Origin of the sequence: Richelia sinica FACHB-800, from assembly GCF_014698825.1 — a bacterium.
Taxonomy (GTDB): domain Bacteria; phylum Cyanobacteriota; class Cyanobacteriia; order Cyanobacteriales; family Nostocaceae; genus FACHB-800.
Map to the genome: position 1 here is coordinate 101,642 of NZ_JACJTT010000007.1, position 20,405 is coordinate 122,046.

18 protein-coding genes are annotated in these 20,405 nt (G+C 40.8%); 10 read left to right on the forward strand and 8 right to left on the reverse strand.

From position 1 onward, the window contains the following. Positions 1-51: 51 nt before the first annotated feature. Together H6G73_RS08135 and H6G73_RS08140 are read right to left on the reverse strand one after the other, a co-directional pair. Positions 52-1,425: a DUF3370 domain-containing protein gene (locus H6G73_RS08135; RefSeq protein ID WP_190603104.1), complete on the reverse strand. Its 1,374-nt coding sequence runs from the start codon at positions 1,423-1,425 to the stop codon at positions 52-54. Between the two features lie 37 nt (positions 1,426-1,462). Then, a complete protein-coding gene (locus H6G73_RS08140; RefSeq protein WP_190603106.1) occupies positions 1,463-1,999 on the reverse strand; it encodes a pyroglutamyl-peptidase I family protein in 537 nt (178 codons plus the stop codon). A gap of 64 nt (positions 2,000-2,063) precedes the next feature. On the opposite strand from H6G73_RS08140, the gene hisH reads away from it, so the two are divergent. Together hisH and rsmD are read left to right on the forward strand one after the other, a co-directional pair. Continuing rightward, positions 2,064-2,699, forward strand: a complete 636-nt coding sequence (gene hisH / locus H6G73_RS08145) for an imidazole glycerol phosphate synthase subunit HisH (protein ID WP_190603107.1) — start codon at positions 2,064-2,066, stop codon at positions 2,697-2,699. Between the two features lie 115 nt (positions 2,700-2,814). After that, positions 2,815-3,375 carry a 16S rRNA (guanine(966)-N(2))-methyltransferase RsmD gene (gene rsmD / locus H6G73_RS08150; RefSeq protein WP_190603109.1) on the forward strand — a complete coding sequence of 187 codons (561 nt, stop codon included), beginning with the start codon at positions 2,815-2,817 and terminating at the stop codon, positions 3,373-3,375. A 201-nt stretch (positions 3,376-3,576) separates the two neighbouring features. On the opposite strand, the gene petG is transcribed toward rsmD, so the two are convergent. Next, positions 3,577-3,690 (reverse strand): cytochrome b6-f complex subunit V, encoded by a 114-nt coding sequence (petG, locus tag H6G73_RS24375; protein WP_013191177.1) that lies wholly within the window; start codon positions 3,688-3,690, stop codon positions 3,577-3,579. Between the two features lie 209 nt (positions 3,691-3,899). On the opposite strand from petG, the gene H6G73_RS08160 reads away from it, so the two are divergent. Continuing rightward, on the forward strand, positions 3,900-4,274 hold the full coding sequence (locus H6G73_RS08160) for a c-type cytochrome (RefSeq protein ID WP_190603110.1): 375 nt from the start codon (positions 3,900-3,902) through the stop codon (positions 4,272-4,274). Positions 4,275-4,321: 47 nt separating this feature from the next. Here the strand turns inward: H6G73_RS08160 and H6G73_RS08165 are convergent, their stop codons facing one another. The 4 genes from H6G73_RS08165 to metG form a co-directional block, all read right to left on the reverse strand. Then, a complete protein-coding gene (locus H6G73_RS08165; RefSeq protein WP_190603111.1) occupies positions 4,322-4,792 on the reverse strand; it encodes a tetratricopeptide repeat protein in 471 nt (156 codons plus the stop codon). A 340-nt stretch (positions 4,793-5,132) separates the two neighbouring features. Then, on the reverse strand, positions 5,133-6,386 hold the full coding sequence (gene lptC, locus H6G73_RS08170; protein ID WP_190603112.1) for an LPS export ABC transporter periplasmic protein LptC: 1,254 nt from the start codon (positions 6,384-6,386) through the stop codon (positions 5,133-5,135). Next, positions 6,386-7,015: a LabA-like NYN domain-containing protein gene (locus H6G73_RS08175; protein WP_190603113.1), complete on the reverse strand. Its 630-nt coding sequence runs from the start codon at positions 7,013-7,015 to the stop codon at positions 6,386-6,388. The genes lptC and H6G73_RS08175 overlap by 1 nt, the downstream gene beginning before the upstream one ends. A 147-nt stretch (positions 7,016-7,162) precedes the next feature. Further along, complete coding sequence (gene metG / locus H6G73_RS08180) at positions 7,163-8,764, reverse strand: methionine--tRNA ligase (RefSeq protein WP_190603114.1); 1,602 nt, start codon at positions 8,762-8,764, stop codon at positions 7,163-7,165. A 908-nt stretch (positions 8,765-9,672) separates the two neighbouring features. Here metG and H6G73_RS08185 point away from each other — a divergent pair. Continuing rightward, positions 9,673-10,479 carry an alpha/beta fold hydrolase gene (locus tag H6G73_RS08185; RefSeq protein ID WP_190603115.1) on the forward strand — a complete coding sequence of 269 codons (807 nt, stop codon included), beginning with the start codon at positions 9,673-9,675 and terminating at the stop codon, positions 10,477-10,479. Positions 10,480-10,723: 244 nt separating this feature from the next. Continuing rightward, complete coding sequence (locus H6G73_RS08190) at positions 10,724-12,442, forward strand: protein kinase domain-containing protein (protein WP_190603191.1); 1,719 nt, start codon at positions 10,724-10,726, stop codon at positions 12,440-12,442. A gap of 549 nt (positions 12,443-12,991) precedes the next feature. Here H6G73_RS08190 and lepA read toward each other — a convergent pair. After that, entirely contained in the window at positions 12,992-14,803 is a 1,812-nt protein-coding gene (lepA, locus tag H6G73_RS08195; RefSeq protein WP_190603117.1) for a translation elongation factor 4, read from the reverse strand. Positions 14,804-15,052: 249 nt separating this feature from the next. On the opposite strand from lepA, the gene H6G73_RS08200 reads away from it, so the two are divergent. The 5 genes from H6G73_RS08200 (at position 15,053) to H6G73_RS08215 (ending at position 20,366) form a co-directional block, all read left to right on the forward strand. Continuing rightward, complete coding sequence (locus H6G73_RS08200) at positions 15,053-15,289, forward strand: hypothetical protein (protein WP_190603119.1); 237 nt, start codon at positions 15,053-15,055, stop codon at positions 15,287-15,289. A 176-nt stretch (positions 15,290-15,465) separates the two neighbouring features. Beyond that, positions 15,466-17,214, forward strand: a complete 1,749-nt coding sequence (locus H6G73_RS08205) for a sensor histidine kinase (protein WP_190603121.1) — start codon at positions 15,466-15,468, stop codon at positions 17,212-17,214. A gap of 146 nt (positions 17,215-17,360) precedes the next feature. Next, a complete protein-coding gene (locus H6G73_RS24755; protein WP_277925178.1) occupies positions 17,361-17,492 on the forward strand; it encodes a hypothetical protein in 132 nt (43 codons plus the stop codon). Between the two features lie 265 nt (positions 17,493-17,757). After that, a complete protein-coding gene (locus H6G73_RS08210; RefSeq protein ID WP_190603123.1) occupies positions 17,758-17,988 on the forward strand; it encodes a NifU family protein in 231 nt (76 codons plus the stop codon). Between the two features lie 140 nt (positions 17,989-18,128). Further along, the gene (locus tag H6G73_RS08215; protein ID WP_190603125.1) at positions 18,129-20,366 is read left to right on the forward strand and encodes a glycoside hydrolase; all 2,238 of its coding nucleotides are present in this window, start codon (positions 18,129-18,131) and stop codon (positions 20,364-20,366) included. Positions 20,367-20,405: the final 39 nt, after the last annotated feature.

Genomic DNA, 20,405 nt, shown 5'->3' on the forward strand with positions numbered 1-20,405 from the left:
ATCTCTCTGTCACCTGTCACCTGTCACCTGTCACCTGTCACCTGTTCCCTGTTACCTCTCCCCTGCTACCTCCTGGGTAGAAACAGTCAACACTTGTGGTGGACTAGCATCTGGTGGATAAAGAAAGTCTACTTCTACCAAACGGCGATCGCTTGGTTGCATATTTAATAATACCAATGGTTCCCCTGGCTGGCCTCTTCTCTGAACTAAATGGACAAACTCAGTTTTGGGCTGACCTTGGTCATTGGTATATCTTACCCGCACAGTTCCCCGAAAGAAGACTTGACGGGCAGGTGTGGTAAAAAAGCGTAGTCCTGACTTACTCAACTGGTCTTCCTTGATAGGAGTCTGCACTGACACAGTGACTTTTTGCGGTTGGGATGTATTGTTATACAGCGGCAATTGCAAACTGTATTGAATACCATAGTTACCATGGGCACGATAAGCTGTGTCAGGATAACGTACTAACATTGATGCAGTTTGAATTTGACCAGTGCCTAAAGTGCCTCCATGTAATGTACTCAAACCATAGGAAAAAGCTTGACCTGGTGAGGGAATGGTTAAATATTTCGTTTCTGGACTATCTACAATATTCGCTCGCCATTGGGAACCTTGAGCTACTCCAGCTACTCGACCATAAATTCTTGGTTTACCAGTTTCTTCTAAAGGAGTTGGGGTTTTATCTCTAGGTGTGGACAATTCACCTTGATTGAGTAATTCTTCCCATTCTTCTAAACTAGGCGCACGTTCGCTGCCATCAGCGTTAAGGGGAGCAAACTTAGCTAAACTAGCTGCGTAAACAGTGCCATCACTCCTTAATCGCATATATGTAGAGCGGCCATTGAGAGGCGGTGTGAGTCCTTGTACCGGAATGGGCAGATTTAATAACATTTGACTTTGCCCTGGAGGAATGACGATTTTGGCAGGAAAAATTGGCTGTCGTCTTCCTCTCAAAATATCTGAAGTTACCCGGCTACCAGGCCCAGCAAACACCTTCCCAGAATTATTAGGGATAAATGAATCTAATTGAATAAAGGGGGCATCTGGTTGGCTTAAATAACTCGCTCCTTGCAAAATATTGACGGTCACTGGTTGAGCACCAGGGTTATGGAGGATGACTCCCAAGTAGAGGGAACGTAAATTTTCCGGTGGTTCGGCCTTGGCAACATGGTGGGCAAAAATATCAAATCTGCCTTGGAAGGGAAAATTTAAATGGGCTGTGGGTACTTTTTTTCCTTGACTAGGAAAGGTGGAAAGTAAAATTCCTTCTTTGAGAACTAATTCAGGGCTATTGCTATTAAAGACGGGAACTTGATCTAATTGTCCTGGCAGAGGACGGACTGATTGTGGTTGAACAACTTCTGCAACTGGAGGAGTAACTGGAAGTGTTTGAGCGAGAGTCAAAGCAAGTAGTAGTGGCAACATGATACTGAATAAATTTTCCTGTAAGACGCTGATAATGTTATGTAAGTGCCAGGTTGTTAATGATTAAAACAAAATCAGCAATAATCCCTACCAAGTTATCTTGATTCAAAATCGGCACATGGATAAAAATGCAAGGAATTGTTAGTTGGGATTGGCTTAAATACTCTAAAACTGAATAATAAAGTCCTTCACAAACAAACTTACCACAGTCATAGCTAATCTCAACTTCTGTTGTTCCTGTGATTAATTTTTCAATATCAACGGTGGTTTGGAGAACTTTTTCCTTGCCATCTTCACAGGCAATATTTGTACTTCGAGCCATGACTTCTACACTTAATTTTTGACGACTGGCAGCCATGCCACAACAAATGACGTAATCAGGTTGGAGGTCATTAATTTTGGCAATAACTTCAGAACTAGCGATTTGAACATCTACTCTTAAGCGGTGCAAAAAAAATAAATGATGGGGGAGGGAAGCCATTTTGGCTAGTTCGAGTAGTAAATCATCAGAGGAATTTGACTGTTGATCACTCAACCAAATGTCAAAAGAAGTTAAGAGAATTCTTTTCTGCATAAAAAATATTATTTAGAATTAAAATATAAACACCCTCCCTAATAAATTGACAAGGAGCAGGTTAATGCCAGTAATTGCAGTCGTAGATTATGAGATGGGAAATTTGCACTCAGTCTGCAAAGGTTTAGAAAAGGCTGGGGCAACTCCTAAAGTAACTTATTGTGCCAAGGAATTAGAGCAAGCTGATGCAATAGTTTTGCCTGGTGTAGGAGCATTTGATCCGGCGGTACAACACTTGCGGGCACGGGGTTTGGAGCAACCAATTAAAGATGCGATCGCTTCCGGCAAACATTTTTTAGGGATTTGTTTAGGACTGCAAATTCTCTTTGAATCCAGCGCGGAAGGTACTCAACCTGGTCTGGGAATTGTGCGCGGAAAAGTGCGTCGATTTCGTCCAGAAGCAGGAATTGCCATTCCTCACATGGGTTGGAATCAACTGCAACTAACTCAGCCAAAAAGCACTTTATGGGAGCATTTGCCTGCTCAACCTTGGGTTTATTTTGTTCATTCCTACTATGTTGAACCAACTGAACCTCATGTTCGTGCAGCAGTAGTGACTCACGGTAGTCAAACTGTCACCGCAGCGATCGCTCATAATAATCTCATGGCAGTTCAATTCCACCCGGAAAAATCATCCAATATAGGATTGCAAATTTTATCTAATTTTGTTTCTCAAGTCCGAGAAAAAGTTCCTGCTTAATCAAAATTAATATATTGTTAGTTGTCAAAAGTTAGCTCTTTTTTGTTGGCCAGCAAAAACCAATAATCTACGACTAATGACAAATAACCAATCAACAATGACCAATGACTAATCAATGAGTCTGAGAATTTACGGGAATCGGCTGCTAAAAACTTTGCCAGGACAAGACACTAGACCCACCAGTGGGAGAGTGCGAGAAGCGGTTTTTAATATTTGGCAGGGAACAATTAGCGGTTGTCGCTGGTTGGATCTATGTGCTGGTAGCGGTTCAATGGGTGCAGAGGCTTTATGTAGAGGAGCCAGTTTAGCAATAGGAATTGAACAATCTAGTCGGGCCTGCGAAATTATTCGCCAAAATTGGCAGCAAGTAGCGAATTCTGAACAAAAATTTCAGATATTGCGAGGCAATGTTATTCAACAATTAAAAAATTTATCAGGAAAACAATTTGATCGAATCTATTTTGATCCACCCTATGCAAGTGGTTTATATGTACCAGTTTTAGAAGCGATCGCTCAATATCAAATTTTAGATCCTCAAGGTGAAATAGCTGTCGAACACAATCCCCATAACTGGACACCACCAGTCATTCCTAACTGGGAAGTTTGCCGTCAAAAAGTTTATGGCAACACAGGCTTAACCTTTTACCAAACCCTCGAACCAGAACAGATGGAATGATGGGGTGATAGATGCACAACAATTTAGATTCTCTTTCAGACCCCACCACCCATAACTTGGGCACAAAATACCCCAATCAAAAATGCAAAAGCTTGTTTATTCAGCTTTTTAGTGATTTTGATTAGTGCTTTCATTTTTGCCAAGCAGCACTAGACAGTCATCACCAGGCCATTTATGCCTTCCGACTTCTGACTGGTAAAATCAGCCGCCCAATTCTGTAGGACGCTTATATTGCTTATAAGCAGCGTAAAAGAGTCCGCTCAGAGTCACGAAAATCAAACCAAGGACAATACCTGAGAGCAGGGGTTCAACCACTGTAAATCTCCTCTTTGCAATTGTTAAACATTTGTTTCCTGTTTTTGATTTTACCAAATTTAGACTGAATCCCCTGCCCTCAGAGGCTTTTAGACCATAAATAATTTAAAAAAAATATCATCTGTGCTTGCAGACACAATCAAGAAATTTTAAGCTATGTGTAGGGAATGAAAACTTATTCGTAAACCTACATTGGAACAGTAAACCTTTTGGATAACCAGCTTACCAAACCTGAAAACATTATTCAGCAGATCGTGTTGTTAGTAGTCGCGATTCTGGTGGTAATTCCTTTGGCCCTTTTTGGCGTGCAAATGATTCAAGCCTCCGACCCTTACGTCAAAAACGTCCTGACTCAACCAGGAGACCCCATACAAGGAAAAGCAATCTTTCAAATTAACTGTGCTGGATGTCACGGTTGGGAAGGAAATGGACTAGTAGGTCCTAGTTTACAAGCCGTTTCCAAGCGCAAATCTCGTTATGGACTCATCCACCAAGTAATTAGTGGTGAAACGCCACCCATGCCGAAATTTCAACCAAGTCCCCAAGAAATGGCAGATTTGTTAAGCTATTTAGAAAATTTGTGAAGTTTTATTTAGTTTAGTTATCACTGAAGTCACCGTCAACCACAAGATTAGGTGAGTTTGAAGTTACATTCCAGAATCAATTTTTGATTGACCAGGGAATAAGGTTGGATTTTCAAAGCCTGGTTAAAAGCTTTAATAGCATCACTATATTTACCTAAAGCTGCATAACACAATCCCATGCCATGTAGCGCCCCAAAGTGTACAGAATTAAGCTGAATCACCATTTTACAGTCAGCTAAAGACTTTTGATATTGACCAATACTGTAATAAAGAAAAGCTCTACGGTTCCATGCTTCAGCAAAATCAGGCTGCTTTTGAATCAATTCCGTCAGCACTGTTTCTGCCTTGATTACTTCACCCGCATCAATTAATTTTTGACTATAGTCAATCTGTTCTAGTCCATAAATTCCCTTTTGGTGAAACCAGATCCGCCATATTTTTCGTGTAGCTTGTTCACGAATTTTCGCATCAGGATTTTTCAAATCTTCAAGTAGAGAATTGATAGATAAAGAATCCATGAAGTTGATATTAATGAAATTATCTTGGGTTTATCCCACAAAATTATCTCTTATATTTTGATTAAAGTCATCCTAAATTGACCTTTCCCCTCTAATTTTCTAATGAAAGTAATTTGCAATTACATCTAGTATAAATTTTCTATCAATTACAAATTAATCAACCTGGACTTGATCAGATTTTTCTGGCTTGGATATGTTCCAGAATTAGGGGTAATTAGTATTAAATATGACCGATTGTCATAAAATTTTATGTAATGACAGCCTGCGGTAAGTGAACGAATAGGAAATTTTTAGCTATTACTCATCAATTGATAGCAAATGAAACCTGAACATTCTCATTTTAATTGCTACCTGTGATTTTTTCTTGGGGAATAATTTCTGTTACTACCCCACCTTGAGAATTACCACCTTGCACTACAATATTTTCGGTTTGCAAATTTCCAATAGCTGTATCACCATTAAAAGTCAATTGGGGCTTAACTTGGCGGTAAATTACATTTCCTTGGGCTTCTACCAGCTTTTTATCTAAATACCAAATAAGTTGATTGGATTTTAAAGTTTGGCGACGTTGCCCCACTGCGTTCACATTTCCCGTTAAATAAACGGTTTTTTGCGGAATTTTCATTTGTCCTTGATTCGCAGTTACAACAACATTTTCCGTTTTATGAACTGCTTTAACTGGAGTATTGGTCGTCACAGTTTCATTATTGATATTCCATACCATCGAGTTACTAGTAATTTCCATTGGTGGATCAACTAACTCTAATTTGGCATCTTGTTTCAAGTTAGCAATTTTAGTTTTTAGGTTAATTTCTGCACCTTTACCTTTACCTCTATCAGTTATTTGATTATTCTTATAACGGTCAATTTGAATGGGACTATCACTAAATAATTTTTCAGTTTTAATCTGCCAAATTAAATTATCAGTTCGCATTTGTAATTGCGGTTCCGTAGAGTTAGCGACTACAGAACCAACAAATTCTACTCTTTGTTCACGGGTTTTAACTCTAGCTTCTTGAGCCAATGCTGTTAGCTGTTTATGCTGACCATTGATTTGGTTGCGAATAATTAATAAATCTTCTTCAGGTCGCCATTCCAACTCATTACCCTTCAAAACTATGCCATTACGAGGATCTGTAGCTAAAATTTTTCCTTTCAGAAACAATTGCTTTCCATCTTGTTCGATATCAGCTTGTTCTGCCTGGATTTTATAAACTATTTGACCATCCTGATAAAGTTCTCCATTAGGGTTTTGAGCCTGACCAATTTGTTTTTCACTGGTATATTTTGCCTGTTTGGCTTTGACTTTCCAAATGGGTCTACCAATTTCATCAAATTGTTCTAAAGCTACACCAAAAAAAGTTAAATTGCTATCTGTATTTTGTCCAGATGTATTTTCAGGATTGGGTTTACGCAAAGATGGATTAGAGCAGGAAATTAAGTTAAGTAATAAGAATAATGCTAAAGGCAGGAAATACAAATTACGTGATAATGATAAATTATCAAATAAATAAAAGCAGTGGGAGTGAGTTTGATTTCTCCCCTCTAATTTAAAATAGCCTCTCCCAATTTTCCTGCTTCTTTGCTTGTGCATTATTCTGGTATTTCTAAATGTCCGTCACTATCTCGCGGATCGTCTAAAAAGCCCATTCCCGATAATGGTCGATAGGGATAGCTTTGACGAGGGGTTTTTTGAATATCTTCTTTGATGGCTTCTAAATCTATATAGCGATCGCTCACATTGATTAAACTATCACTAGTCATCGAACGTAAACTCACCACCTCAACCCTAACACCCCGATAACTAACTGAATTGACAGCATATGCCAAATCGCCATCACCACTCACTAAAACTGCGGTATCATAGGAATCGACAAGAGCCATCATATCAACAGCTATTTCCACATCTAGGTTAGCTTTTTTCGAGCCATCTGGCAGTTGCACCAAATCCTTGGCAATCACTCGATATCCATTGCGACGCATCCACAACAAAAAGCCTTGTTGTTTTTCATTGGTTCTATCTACACCCGTATAAAAGAAGGCACGTAATAACCTAGAACCTCCAGTTAATCGACACAACAGCTTGGTGTAATCTATTTCAATTCCTAGTTGGAGTGCAGCATAAAAAAGATTTGAGCCATCAATAAATATAGCAACACGACCCCGATTTTCCAAAACCTGTTCTGGCGTAAATATTGAGTCGTTTTCCAAATTATTCAACATTGTTGTCATACCTCAATTTTTATCCTCATTATTTTTGTTACAAATAACCTAGCTTTTACATACTTGTTAGAGTGGCTTATGATAATTTTCCGGGGCTAATTAATTCAGCCCCGAATATATTTTTGAGTGAATCACAACCAGTAGGAACTAATCGTTTTTTAGGGTTTCTATACGCTTAAAGATGGGTTGGGGTGTTCCTAGCTTTTGTTCAGAGGAAAGTACCCCCCATGTTGCATGGAGATGAAAAGGTGCAACAGTCTCGCTATCTCGATGATCATCAAAGTTGATATTCCAACCCAGTTGTTGATAAATATTACTGCTGAGGTTAGGAATAATAGGGGAAAGGAGATAGGCTGCAAGCCTAACAGTTTCCAGTACCGAATACAGCACTACTTCCACCTCTTCCTGTTTTCCCTGTTTATATAATGACCAAGGAGCTTGTTCATCAATAAACTTATTACTGGCTTGTACTAAAGACAAAACAGCTAAACAGGCTTCATTAAAAGCTAGAACTGTGTATGCTTGTTTAACTTGCTCTCCTAAAGCTTGGCCTTTGGCCTTTAAAGGATGATCGGTCGGGATTGCGGCTGAAGCTACTGATGGCACATTGCCAGCGCAGTATTTTTTCACCATGTTCAAGGTGCGATTTAACAAATTGCCTAAATCATTTGCTAAATCTGCATTGAGAACATTAATGAACCTATTTTCATTAAAATCGCCATCCTTACCAAATTCGATTTCCTTAAGGAAGTAATAACGAACGGCATCGCTACTATAGCGTTGGACTAAATCGAAGGGATCTAGGGTATTACCTAGAGTTTTTCCCATTTTTTGGCCATCTTTGGTTAAGAAGCCATGGCCAAAAACCCTGTCTGGTAAGGGTAAATTTGCTGACATTAGCATTGCTGGCCAGTACACCGCATGGAACCGCAATATATCTTTACCAATCAGGTGGAGATTAATAGGCCACCATGTTGCTAGAGCATTGGTTAAAGAGGGTTCACTATCTGGTTCTAATAATGCTGTGACGTAGCCTAGAAGAGCATCAAACCAGACATAAAGGGTATGTTTGGGATCAACGGGAACAGGAAACCCCCAATCCAGATTTACCCGTGAAATCGAAAAGTCCTGCAAGCCTTGATTCACAAAATTGAGCACTTCGTTCCGCCGACTAGCTGGTTGAATAAAGTCTGGTCGGGATTGATAAAATTCCTCCAGACGGGTTTGATATTTAGATAGGCGGAAGAAGTAGTTTTGCTCATCTCGCCACTCTACTTCTTTGGTAGTATGAATTGGGCAACGCTTCCCCTCTAATAGTTCGCGTTCTTCTTTAAATTCTTCGCAGGATACGCAGTACCAGCCTTGTTGTTGTCCTTGGTAGATGTCTCCATTATCCCAGACACGCTGGAAAAACTCTTTGACGATCGCCTGATGATTAACTGCTGTGGTGCGGCTAAAGCGATCATATTGAATATTTAATAACTGCCACAAGTTGACAAAACTCGGTACAATCTCATCACAAAACTGCTGTGGCTCTTTTCCTGAACTAGCTGCTGTTCTCTGAATTTTCTGCCCGTGTTCGTCTGTACCTGTAATCATCAGTACCCGATTTCCCAGTAGACGCTGAAATCTAGCCACGACATCCGCAGCGATGGTTGTATAAGCACTGCCAATATGGGGAACATCGTTTACATAGTATAGAGGTGTTGTTACTACAAAGGTGTTTTTTGTTTTATCCACTAGATTCATGCAAAATAAAAAAATAAATTATTAATTGGTATTATCTCTTTTATGTCGTCAAAACCACGCAATTATATAACAATACTCCTATTTTTTCAAACAATACCTTAATATTAGCAAATTTCTTGACTCAAGATTTTTTTTGTAATATCTAGAAATCCAGCTAATTGTGCCATAAATAAAAACAAGTCTGTCAGCATTTATCATCCTCAAGCAACCGTACTGCTACATATTGTGGTGATGAGAAGGCACATAATATCTTGGCTAGAGATTTTGCATTTAATCATCTGGATTACCCTTGACACAGAAGAAAATTGTTTATTGCATTTATGTCACCGAAAATACATGGAGATAAAGCAGATAATATTGCTAATTCTGTCAATCATACATTTCTGACTGATCAGCTTCGAGTTGACAGTAAAGAAATGTAAAAATTACATCCATAGCAACTTGCCAATTCTCAGCAAAAATTCACTGATTCATGATGAGTCTGCAAGAACCAATAAAGATTTCTTGCTGCTTTTTAGGATTATTATCAATGTCAATGTTGCCTGATTACCAGGACTGAGATCCCTCGTTATGCTAGGGTAATTGTAGTGAGTAATCACCGCAGTTTGATGGATGCACTTGTAGAGGATAGCGGCTTACTCTCATTCCCAGCAACGGGTATAGTGGGAATTCTGCTACGCAATCAACGCTGGTGAAGCGTGGTTTGAGTCATTGCCGATAATTATTATGATCAAATCAATCTTTACGAAATTCTGTAATCATGGTTTCATAGTGGGTGATATTTTATCTGGAAAGCCTGATTTTTGGGGTTTGTGGACGATGAAAGGCAAATTTATGAGCTATTGTCTACACCAGCAAAAACGATCAATTGAATTCTAGGAAAAACCTGAACCCAATAAATTTTCGAGATGCCAAAAGTTGAAAACAAGCCTTGTTTCCTCACTCCTAGCCGATTACAACCAGAATATCCGCTATTTGTTTATTTACCAGGAATGGATGGAACTGGTCAATTGTTGCGATCGCAAACTGCGGGATTAGAACGGGGTTTTGACATCCGTTGTTTAGCTATGGCCAGAACAGACCGAACACCCTGGGAGATGCTCACAAACAATGTTTTAGATTTAATTCACACCGAATTAGAAAAAAGCCAACAACGTCAAGTTTATCTATGTGGCGAGTCTTTTGGTGCTTGTTTAGCAATGAAAGTTGCCATTAAATCACCACATTTATTTAAACGCATTATCTTAATTAATCCCGCTTCGGCAATCCAACTACGTCCTTGGTTAACTTGGACTTCTCAATTAACTTATTTAGTCCCATCGTCATTTTATGATGTAGGAGCTTTAGCCTTATTACCGGTTTTAGCTTCCTTACCACGACTATCCAGAAATGTGCGTTATGAACTACTCAAAGCCATGCGTTCTGTACCCGCAGAAACAATCAATTGGCGTTTATCTTTGTTGCGGGAATTTTATGTCAATCAAGGCGATTTGCAGAAATTAAAACAACCAGTTTTATTAATTGCCGGAGGCAGCGATCTCTTATTACCTTCTGAAACTGAAGTCAAAAGATTAGAGAATATTTTACCCCAAACAAAAACAGTTATTCTACCTGAAAGTGGCCATGCTTGTTTGTTAGAAGAAAATGTAAATTTATATAAAATTCTTAAAGATAATGATTTCTTACTCATGAAATCCCTAACAGTCAACAGTTAAGAAAATAGATATAACAGTTGACAGCGCTAGAAGCCTTTTATTGTCTACGTCTGAGCATTGGTTGATTTCCTAACTACCTTGTCCGTTGCCAGAGTAGGCGATGGATTTACAAAATCCCATTATCTAGGTAAAACGTGAGCAATTTTTATTTATGATAGGAATGAAATATTTATGACAACACGCTCGTCTGCTGGTTTTGGGTATTCTCTGAGTATTTTTGATAGAGTCAAGGCTGAAGATATTGATATATCAATATTCATCTATTCACTGCATAAATCCTGACTGTCAACGTCCTTACCCCCAAGCGTGGGGTAACAAATTTTGTAACAGCTGTGGCGCACCCTTACAGTTGATAGATAGGTATTACCCAATTCGTTTAATGGCCGCTGGTGGTTTTGCCCACATTTTCACAGTTTGGGATGATAAAACTAAAACAGAAAAAGTATTGAAGGTATTGGTGGAAAGCTCACCAAAAGCTCTAGAGTTATTTACACAAGAAGCAGAAGTTTTAAAGGAATTACAATATTCAGGTGTTCCCAAAGTAGAAGCTGACGGATATTTTCAAATCAATATTACTAATCCTAAATCCTACCACCTGCCTTGTTTGGTGATGGAAAAAATCAATGGACAAAACTTAGATGAGTTACTCCATCACTATCCTCAAGGTTTGCCAGAAGATTTAGTTTTAACTTGGTTGATTCAAGCGATTAAAATTTTACAAGAACTGCACAAACGGCAGATTATTCATCGAGATATTAAACCTTCCAATTTGATGCTACGGCAATCAGCATCCATCCCAATAGAAGAAAATGACCAACTGGTATTGATTGATTTTGGAGGGGCTAAACAATTTAGTGGTTCAATTCTGCGTTCTCAACGCCATTCCACCAGGTTATACTCTTCCGGTTACAGTCCACCAGAACAGGTATCAGGTGGTAATGTGGGGCCTGCGGCAGACTTTTATGCCTTGGGAAGAACGATGATTCAATTACTCACTGGTAAATATCCACCCAATTTAGAAGACCCCATCACTGGTAAATTAAATTGGCGCAAGTGGCGTAATGTTGATCCCCAACTAGCAGATTTATTAGATGAAATGGTAGCAGAGGATGTGCGATCGCGTCCGGCTCATGCAGCGATTATTCATAAACGACTAGTAAAAATTGTGCAAGTAGCTTCTCGACGTAAGTTATTAGCACCTTTGCAAAACGCACTGCAAAGATCATCAACACCGATATTCCAGCAATTAGCCCAGTTCATTCAAGCTATAGATCAGACTATTAATAATCTAACCCAAACAGTCAGTAATACAACTTTATTAACAGTTACAGCCATATTTAAAGTCGTCTTTGCCTGCATAGCCACCAGTTGGGCAATGTTATTAACTAGTATAGGGTCTGGAGTAGGTGCGATCGCTGGGTTTATTTTTGCTTACCAAACCAACTTAGGTGTGAAAGCGACAGAAATATTACTGCGTCAGCTTCCCAATTTAGCACCCACAACTCCATCGGCATCAGCGGCAATCGTAGTTTATGCTATTGCTGGCTTAGGTACAGCTTGGGGGTTAACAGTTGCTGGTTGTTTTGGGCAAAAGCGCCGTTTTTTCATAGCATCCCTGATGGGGGTAGTCAGCTATGGTAGTGGTTGGATAGCTTGGCAATTCGTGAAACCACAAAATAGCATCGAGGGTTTAGTTATATGGATGTTAATCTCCCTTTCCCTCCTCACCTTGGGCATCGGTATTCGTCACCATCAAATAATTCACGCTTTAATTACTGCCCTGGGTAGCACCACCATCTTAGCTGGGTTAATTAAACTGGGCTTACCTCTGCCTATACCCAACCCTTCAGAATTATGGCAACTGGCCGGGTTTTTTATTCTGATAAGTATACTAATGAATTTGTGCTTAGGAATTAGTTATTACTTAATAATGCCATTCCTACGCTGGCTGGGATGGCGTTAAAAGAAGAAGACAGAAGTTCAGAAGTTCAGGAGTTCAGGAGTTCAGAAGTTGCAGGAGTTGCAGGAATTACAGAATAATTCATGCAATTAAGCTGAATTCTTGCATTTTTAAACTTTTGTTCGTGCAGCGTGGCGTTAGCCATACTCCTCTTCGGGTTCACGTAGTGTGCCGTAGACATACTCCTGTACGGGCGGGTTTACCAAAATTCTCGTTCATAGTTGATGATATCTGTAAACCCGCCCCTACTGACTTCTGTTCGCGCAGAGTGCCGGAGGCATACTTCTTTTCTCGCAGCTTGCCAAAACAAATGTCCCCCCGGTTATTTGCTCTAATTCAACCGGGGGGACTCCATATTTCGTAGACTATAATTCTTTCAGTATAGTGACTTAACTCCTATTCTATGGCCTCTCTGCCAATTTGCCTAGCTCTCTCAGTGCAATTTATCTAGGTTTCCTGACATTTTAGGTTTTTGTTGATATTGTTACAGTTTTAATAATATTTATGGTTATTTTGTTACAAAAAGCAGGGAAAAACCCTGCTTTTGTACTTCTAGCTTTGGTCTAACCGCAATACAGCCATAAATGCTTCTTGAGGAACATCAACAGTTCCCACGGCTTTCATGCGTTTTTTACCTTTGGCTTGTTTTTGCAGCAGTTTTTTCTTACGGCTAATATCACCGCCATAGCATTTAGCAAGTACATCTTTCCGTAAGGCGGGGATGTGTTCGCTGGCGATAACTTTACTGCCAATAGATGCCTGAATGGGGACTTTAAATTGATGACGGGGAATGAGTTCTTTGAGTTTTTCCGCCATTGACCGACCGACATTATAGGCTTTATCCCTGTGAACAATCATTGCTAAGGAATCGACGGGATCGCCGTTAATCATGATATCCAATTTCACCAAGGGATTTTCACGATAGCCGATGAGGTGATATTCCATACTGGCATAACCGCGCGATCGCGATTTCATTTGATCAAAAAAGTCGGTAACAACTTCTGCCAAAGGAATTTCATAAGTTAAGGTGGTGCGTCCTTGGGTGAGATACTTCATATCTTTGAAGATACCCCGTCGATTTTGCGACAACTCCATCAAAGTACCAACATAACCTTCCGGCGTAATCATTTCTACTTTGACGTAGGGTTCTTCAATTTTTTCCCGGTCGTTGGGGGCAGGCAAATGGCTAGGATTATCAATGTACAGTTCTTCACCCTTGACGGTTATGACTTTATAAACCACAGAGGGGGCTGTAATAATTAAATCTAAGTTATACTCTCGCTCTAGCCGTTCTTGGACAATTTCCATGTGTAGCAAACCCAAGAAGCCGCAACGGAAACCAAACCCCATGGCACTGGAGGTTTCCGGTTCATAATGCAAAGCCGCATCATTGAGTCGGAGTTTTTCTAAAGCTTCCCGTAAATCTTCAAATTGGTCAGCATCAATGGGGAACATGCCACAAAAGACCATGGGGTTGGCTTCTGTGTAACCAGGTAAAGGTTCTGTGGCTTTAGCATTGGAAAGGGTAATGGTGTCTCCTACCCGTGCGTCAGCTACAGCTTTAATGGCAGCAGCTAAATAACCTACTTCCCCCGCGTGTAATTCATCTACTTGCTTTTGGGTGGGAGAAAGGACACCTAACTCATCAATTTCGTATTCTTTACCGGATGCCATCAAATAGACGCGATCGCCTTTTTTCAGGTTACCATCCATCACCCGGAAGTAAACAATTACTCCCCGATAACTGTCGTAGTAGCTGTCAAAAATTAAAGCCCGTAACTTTTGATCAACCGTATTGGGTGCCGGTGGAACTCGCTCAACAATAGCCTCTAAAATTTCATCAATTCCGACTCCCTCTTTCGCAGAAGCCAAAATTGCACCGCTACAATCTAAACCAATAATTTCTTCAATTTCACCAATTACCCGGTCAGGTTCTGCACCAGGTAAATCGATTTTATTCAAAACAGGAATAATTTCTAGATTATGTTCCAGTGCCAAATAAACATTCGCTAAAGTTTGCGCCTCTACACCTTGGGACGCATCTACTACCAATAAAGCTCCTTCACAAGCTGCCAAAGAACGAGATACTTCATAAGAAAAATCCACGTGTCCCGGCGTATCGATTAAATTCAGCACATACTGCTGGCCATCCTTAGCAGTGTAATTCATCCGGGCAGCTTGCAGCTTAATTGTAATGCCGCGCTCCCGTTCCAGATCCATGTTGTCAAGAAATTGCTCCTTCATCTGTCGCTCATCGACAGTGCCAGTAGCTTGTAACAAGCGGTCAGCCAGAGTCGATTTCCCGTGGTCAATGTGGGCAATAATACAAAAATTGCGAATGCGAGCGGCGGGAACGTCAGTCATATACTATCTTTGCTTAAGCAGCAACCAAAGTGAAAGCTATTTACTTAATGTATTTTAATGCTTTCTTCGGTCAGACGCTGCATAGGATTGGAGAAGGAAATAAATATTCTGATCTACTAGTTTGCTACTATTTCAGGGAACTATGATTAAGTGTGCATCTTGCACATTTTCTAGTCCCAAAATTATGAAGATAACTGCTTGACAAAGTTTAAGAACACACAAATTTTAGAGTTAGAGCATCGAAAACCTATGAATATGCAAGAAAAACCTACCGGTGCAGACAGCCGATACACCGATAAGGTAGAAATCGCTGTCCGCTTAGATTCCGAACTATTAGCACAAATTCAACATTTGACTAATGATCCTAGTAAGGTGATTGAGGTGGCTATTCGTCAATGGTTAAGGGGAGATTTTAGTAGAGATGATGAATTAACCCGCACTCCCATGCGAACCCCTGTTCCCCCTAGAGGTGAATGGAATGATTAAAAACCTCATCTCAACTATCAGCAAATGATAAAAAATGTAAAATTTAATGCTCTAGATTCCAGAAAAATCAAAAATACATAATCGAAAATAGTCAAAGCTGTAAAACTTTATGCCAAAATTTAAACAGCTTTAGTACAAGCACGGTGGCAATAAACTTGTCTATCCAACTCGATTTCATGACTACTACTGCGAATACCCAATTGCCAAATTTATTCCCTCAAAATCTGGAATCAATTAACCGCAGTACCTGGGCTTCAATGCCAACTCTAGATGTTGAGTTGGTGTATACGCAAGATGGAGCAGGACGCTATCTGGCGTTTAATTGGCAGCATAGCGAACTTTTGGGGTGCAAAACTGAAAACATAGTTGATGCACTCAATGAGGATGATATCTTTGTGCCGGTGGATAAAGTTGTTTACTTGGAACAATTGCACCGGATTTTGACAAGTTTGGTACCGGAAAGGGTTCAATGCTGGTTTAAATGTCGTCAGGAATTATTAGAGTTGGAGTTGACAATCACTCCGATTATGCCTTGCTTGGGAGAAGCCGCGAATACGGTTTTGGTGATGGGTAGAGTGTTGCCAACCACAGCCAATGGTCTAGAGGTAGATAGGTCAGAAAATACACCCACACCTCTAGAGTTAACATTGCGATCGCAACAACACCAAAAATTATTAAACAGAATCACCAGAAATATACGGCGGACTCTGGATCTAGACATTATTTGGCAGCAAACAGTTGATAATTTAGGTCACATACTCCAGCTAGAGCGCTGCGTTATCTGTCCCTACCAGCCCTCTAGCCCTACCCTACGCATCATTGCTGAATATCATCAGTCCCATTTAGCTCCTATTGTGGGTTCAGAGCTAGATACATCTACTGAACCTGGGTTACTTCAAGCATTAACAACCCTAGAACCGATAGTCTTAGAAATACCTGGTTATACCAATAATCCCCAACAAAAAATATTAGTAATTGCTACTAGCTATCAAGACCAAGCCAACGGGTTAGCAATGCTCAGTCTGAGGCCAAATTGTTACCCTCTGACCCAAGCAGAAATAGAATTAGCAAAAGAAGTGGCAGATCAACTGGGAACAGCGATCGCTCATGCTACTTTGTATAAAGAACTAGAAGCCGCCAGACAAAAAGCAGAAGAAGCTTCCCGCTTAAAGAGTGAATTTCTAGCCAATGTCTCCCATGAAATTCGTACCCCTCTCAATGGCATGATTGGCTTCTTAAAGCTGATTTTAGAGGGTATGGCTGATGACCCGGAAGAGCAAAATCAATTTTTAACTGAAGCTCACGGTCTATCAATACATCTACTCAACATTCTCAACGACATTTTAGACATTGCCAAAATCGAAGCTGGCAAAATGGAATTGGACTGTGGGCCAGTGGCTTTGCATGAGTTATTTCACGATTTAGATAATTTCATGCGTCCCCAAGCCGAAATGCGAAATCTCAGCTTTGAGATGCAAATGCCTGCTACTTCCGATGAAGTAATTGTTCAAGGTAGTTACCAGCGGTTGTTACAAGTGATGTTGAACTTGGCGGGTAATGCCATAAAATTTACCCACGAAGGGGGCGTGACTATCTCTGCTGATGTGGTCATCAAAAAAACCAAAGGAAAATCAGCAAAATCAGGGCCTGGAATGGTCAGAGTACGTGTGGCAGACACTGGAATTGGTGTTTCTCTAGATAAACAAGACAAGCTCTTCCAATTATTCTCCCAAGTAGATGGTTCTCGCACTCGCTACTATGGTGGCACTGGCTTAGGTTTAACCATTTCCCAAAAGCTGATTGAAGCCATGGGGGGGGAAGTGCATTTTTACAGTTTAGGAGAAGGTCTTGGCTCCACAGTCACCTTTACTGTGCCACTATATCAGCAGCCAGTTATCTGTTCACCTAATGAACCAGAAGCGTAAGGAATTCAGAAGTTCAGAAGTTCAGAAGTTCAGAAGTCCAGAAGTTCAGAAGTTCAGAAGTTCAGAAGTTCAGAAGTTCAGAAGTTCAGAAGTTCAGAAGTTCAGAAGTATGCCTCCGGCACGCTGCGCGAACAGAAGTATGGCTGATGCCTCCGGCACGCTGCGCGAACAGAAGTATGGCTGATGCCTCCGGCACGCTACCGCGAACGCCACGCTATGCCTATGGCACACTACGTCAACCTAAACAGGAGTTTAACAACGCAACAATTCAGCCGTAATTGTATGAATGATTCTGTAACTCCTGAACTCCTGCAACTCCTGAACTCCTGCAACTCCTGAACTCCTGCAACTCCTGAACTCCTGTAACTCCTGCAACTTCTGAACTTCTGTCTTCTCCCCTCTGTTCCCTGTTCCCTGTCACCTAATTTAGCTAGGATCAACTTAAAACAGCGAGAAAATAAAATTTTCGGTATTTTGGTTAATGGGAAAGTTTTAATCTCAATTACCGATTACCAATTTCGTTAACTTACCAGGTCTAAAACAATGGAACTCACAGTAGACAATGTAGAAACTGTATTAGATGAAATGCGCCCTTATCTCATGTCTGATGGTGGTAACGTGGAACTCGTGGAGTTAGATGGGCCTATCGTAAAATTGCGGTTACAAGGTGCTTGCGGTTCCTGTCCCAGTTCGACTATGACCTTGAGAATGGGTATTGAACGCCGACTAAAGGAAATGATTCCCGAAATTGCTGAAGTAGAACAGGTTATCTAGAACTAGGGGATGGGAAGGGAGTGATAATTAACTGTCACCCTTCTGGGAAACTAGGGTAATAAATGTGAATTGCGATCGCACACAATTTATGATTGATAATTCAAGATTATCGATCTAATCCCAAATTCTGATCACTCCCTATGTCCCACCCCCTTTATGTGGCTTTTATCTGGCATCAGCATCAGCCACTATACAAATCTCCAGAAACTAGCACTTCCCTATTATCCAGCAGTCAAAACTATCATCTACCTTGGGTGCGCTTGCATGGTACTAAGGATTATCTAGATTTAGTTTTACTGCTAGAACAGTATCCCAAATTACACCAAACAGTAAATTTGGTACCATCCTTAATCTTGCAATTAGAAGATTATATTGCTGGTACAGCATTAGACCCTTATTTGAAAGCTAGTCTGACTCCTGTGGAACAGTTAACCCAGGAACAGAAAGAATTTATTATTGAACATTTTTTTGATGCTAATCACCACACATTAATTGACCCCCATCCTCGCTATGCTGATTTGTACCACCAACGGCAGGAAAAAGGGCAAACTTGGTGTTTAAATAATTGGCAATTACCAGACTATGGAGACTTACTCGCTTGGCACAACTTAGCCTGGATTGACCCCTTATTTTGGGATGACCCAGAAATTAGCGCCTGGTTAAAACAGGGCAAGAATTTTAGTTTAAGCGATCGCCAAAGAATTTACTCAAAACAAAAAGAAATTCTCAGCCGCATTATTCCCCAACACCGGAAAATGCAGCAAAATGGGCAAATTGAAGTGACCACAACGCCCTACACCCACCCCATTATGCCCCTGTTGGCGGATACTAACTCTGGGCGGGTAGCAGTGCCACACATGACATTACCTGAAAATCGTTTTCAGTGGGCAGAAGATATTCCCCGCCATTTACGCAAAGCTTGGGATTTATATACAGATAGATTTGGTATAGAACCTCGTGGTTTATGGCCTTCTGAACAATCCGTTAGCCCGGAAATCTTGCCATACATCATTAAACAAGGATTCCAATGGATTTGCTCAGATGAAGCTGTTTTAGGGTGGACTCTCAGACACTTTTTCCACCGTGATGGGGCTGGGAATGTTTTAGAACCAGAATTGCTATATCGTCCCTATCGCTTACAGACCCCCGCAGGTGATTTATCAATAGTTTTCCGTGACCATAGATTATCTGACTTAATCGGCTTTACCTACGGGTCAATGCCAGCTAAACAAGCAGCGGCAGACTTAGTGGGACATTTGCAAGCGATCGCTAAAATGCAAAGAGAACACCCCAGTGACCAACCTTGGTTAGTCACCATCGCCCTAGATGGAGAAAACTGCTGGGAATTTTATCCCCAAGACGGCAAACCCTTCCTAGAAGCCCTCTATCAAAACCTAAGCAACGACCCCCGCCTCCAACTCGTTACCGTTTCTGAATTCCTCGAAAAATTCCCAGCCACCGCCACCATTCCCAGTGAACAACTCCATAGTGGGTCTTGGGTTGATGGTAGTTTCACCACCTGGATCGGCGACCCCGCCAAAAATCGTGCCTGGGACTATCTCACCCATGCCAGACAAGTTTTAGCCAATCATCCCGAAGCCACAGAAGAAAATAACCCCGCAGCTTGGGAAGCCTTATATGCAGCCGAAGGTTCCGATTGGTTTTGGTGGTTTGGTGAAGGCCATTCCTCCAATCAAGATGCCATCTTTGACCAATTGTTTCGAGAACATCTTTACGGCATTTATAAAGCCTTAAACGAAACCATTCCCGCCTATTTGAAAAAACCCGTAGAAGTTCATACTGCACGGACAGATCATAAACCCACAAGCTTTATTCACCCCATAATTGATGGCAAAGGCGACGAACAAGATTGGGACAAAGCCGGACGCATAGAAATTGGTGGTGCTAGGGGAACAATGCACAACAGTAGCACCGTCCAAAGACTGTGGTACGGGGTAGACCACCTCAACTTTTACCTGCGAGTAGACTTTAAAAGTGGTGTTGTACCAGGAAAAGACCTACCAGCAGAATTAAATTTACTCTGGTTTTATCCAGATAAAACCATGGTTAATAGTCCCATTCCCTTAGCGGAAGTGCCAGACATTGCCCCAGCTAATTACCTATACCATCATCATTTGGAAATTAACTTATTAACCCAATCTGTTCTCTTTCGTGAAGCTGGGGAAAACTATCAATGGCACCCCCGCACCAGTCGGGCCCAAGCTACTTACAAAAACTGTTTAGAAATAGCAGTACCCTGGGCTGATTTACAAGTGCCTCCAGATTATCCTCTCCGCCTCATTTTAGTCCTGGCAGATGAAGGGCGTTTTTGTAATTATTTCCCGGAAACTGCTCTGATTCCCATAGAAGTTCCCTAATGTCAACCCCTGGCAAAAGGTATGTTTTTTCTTGACTGT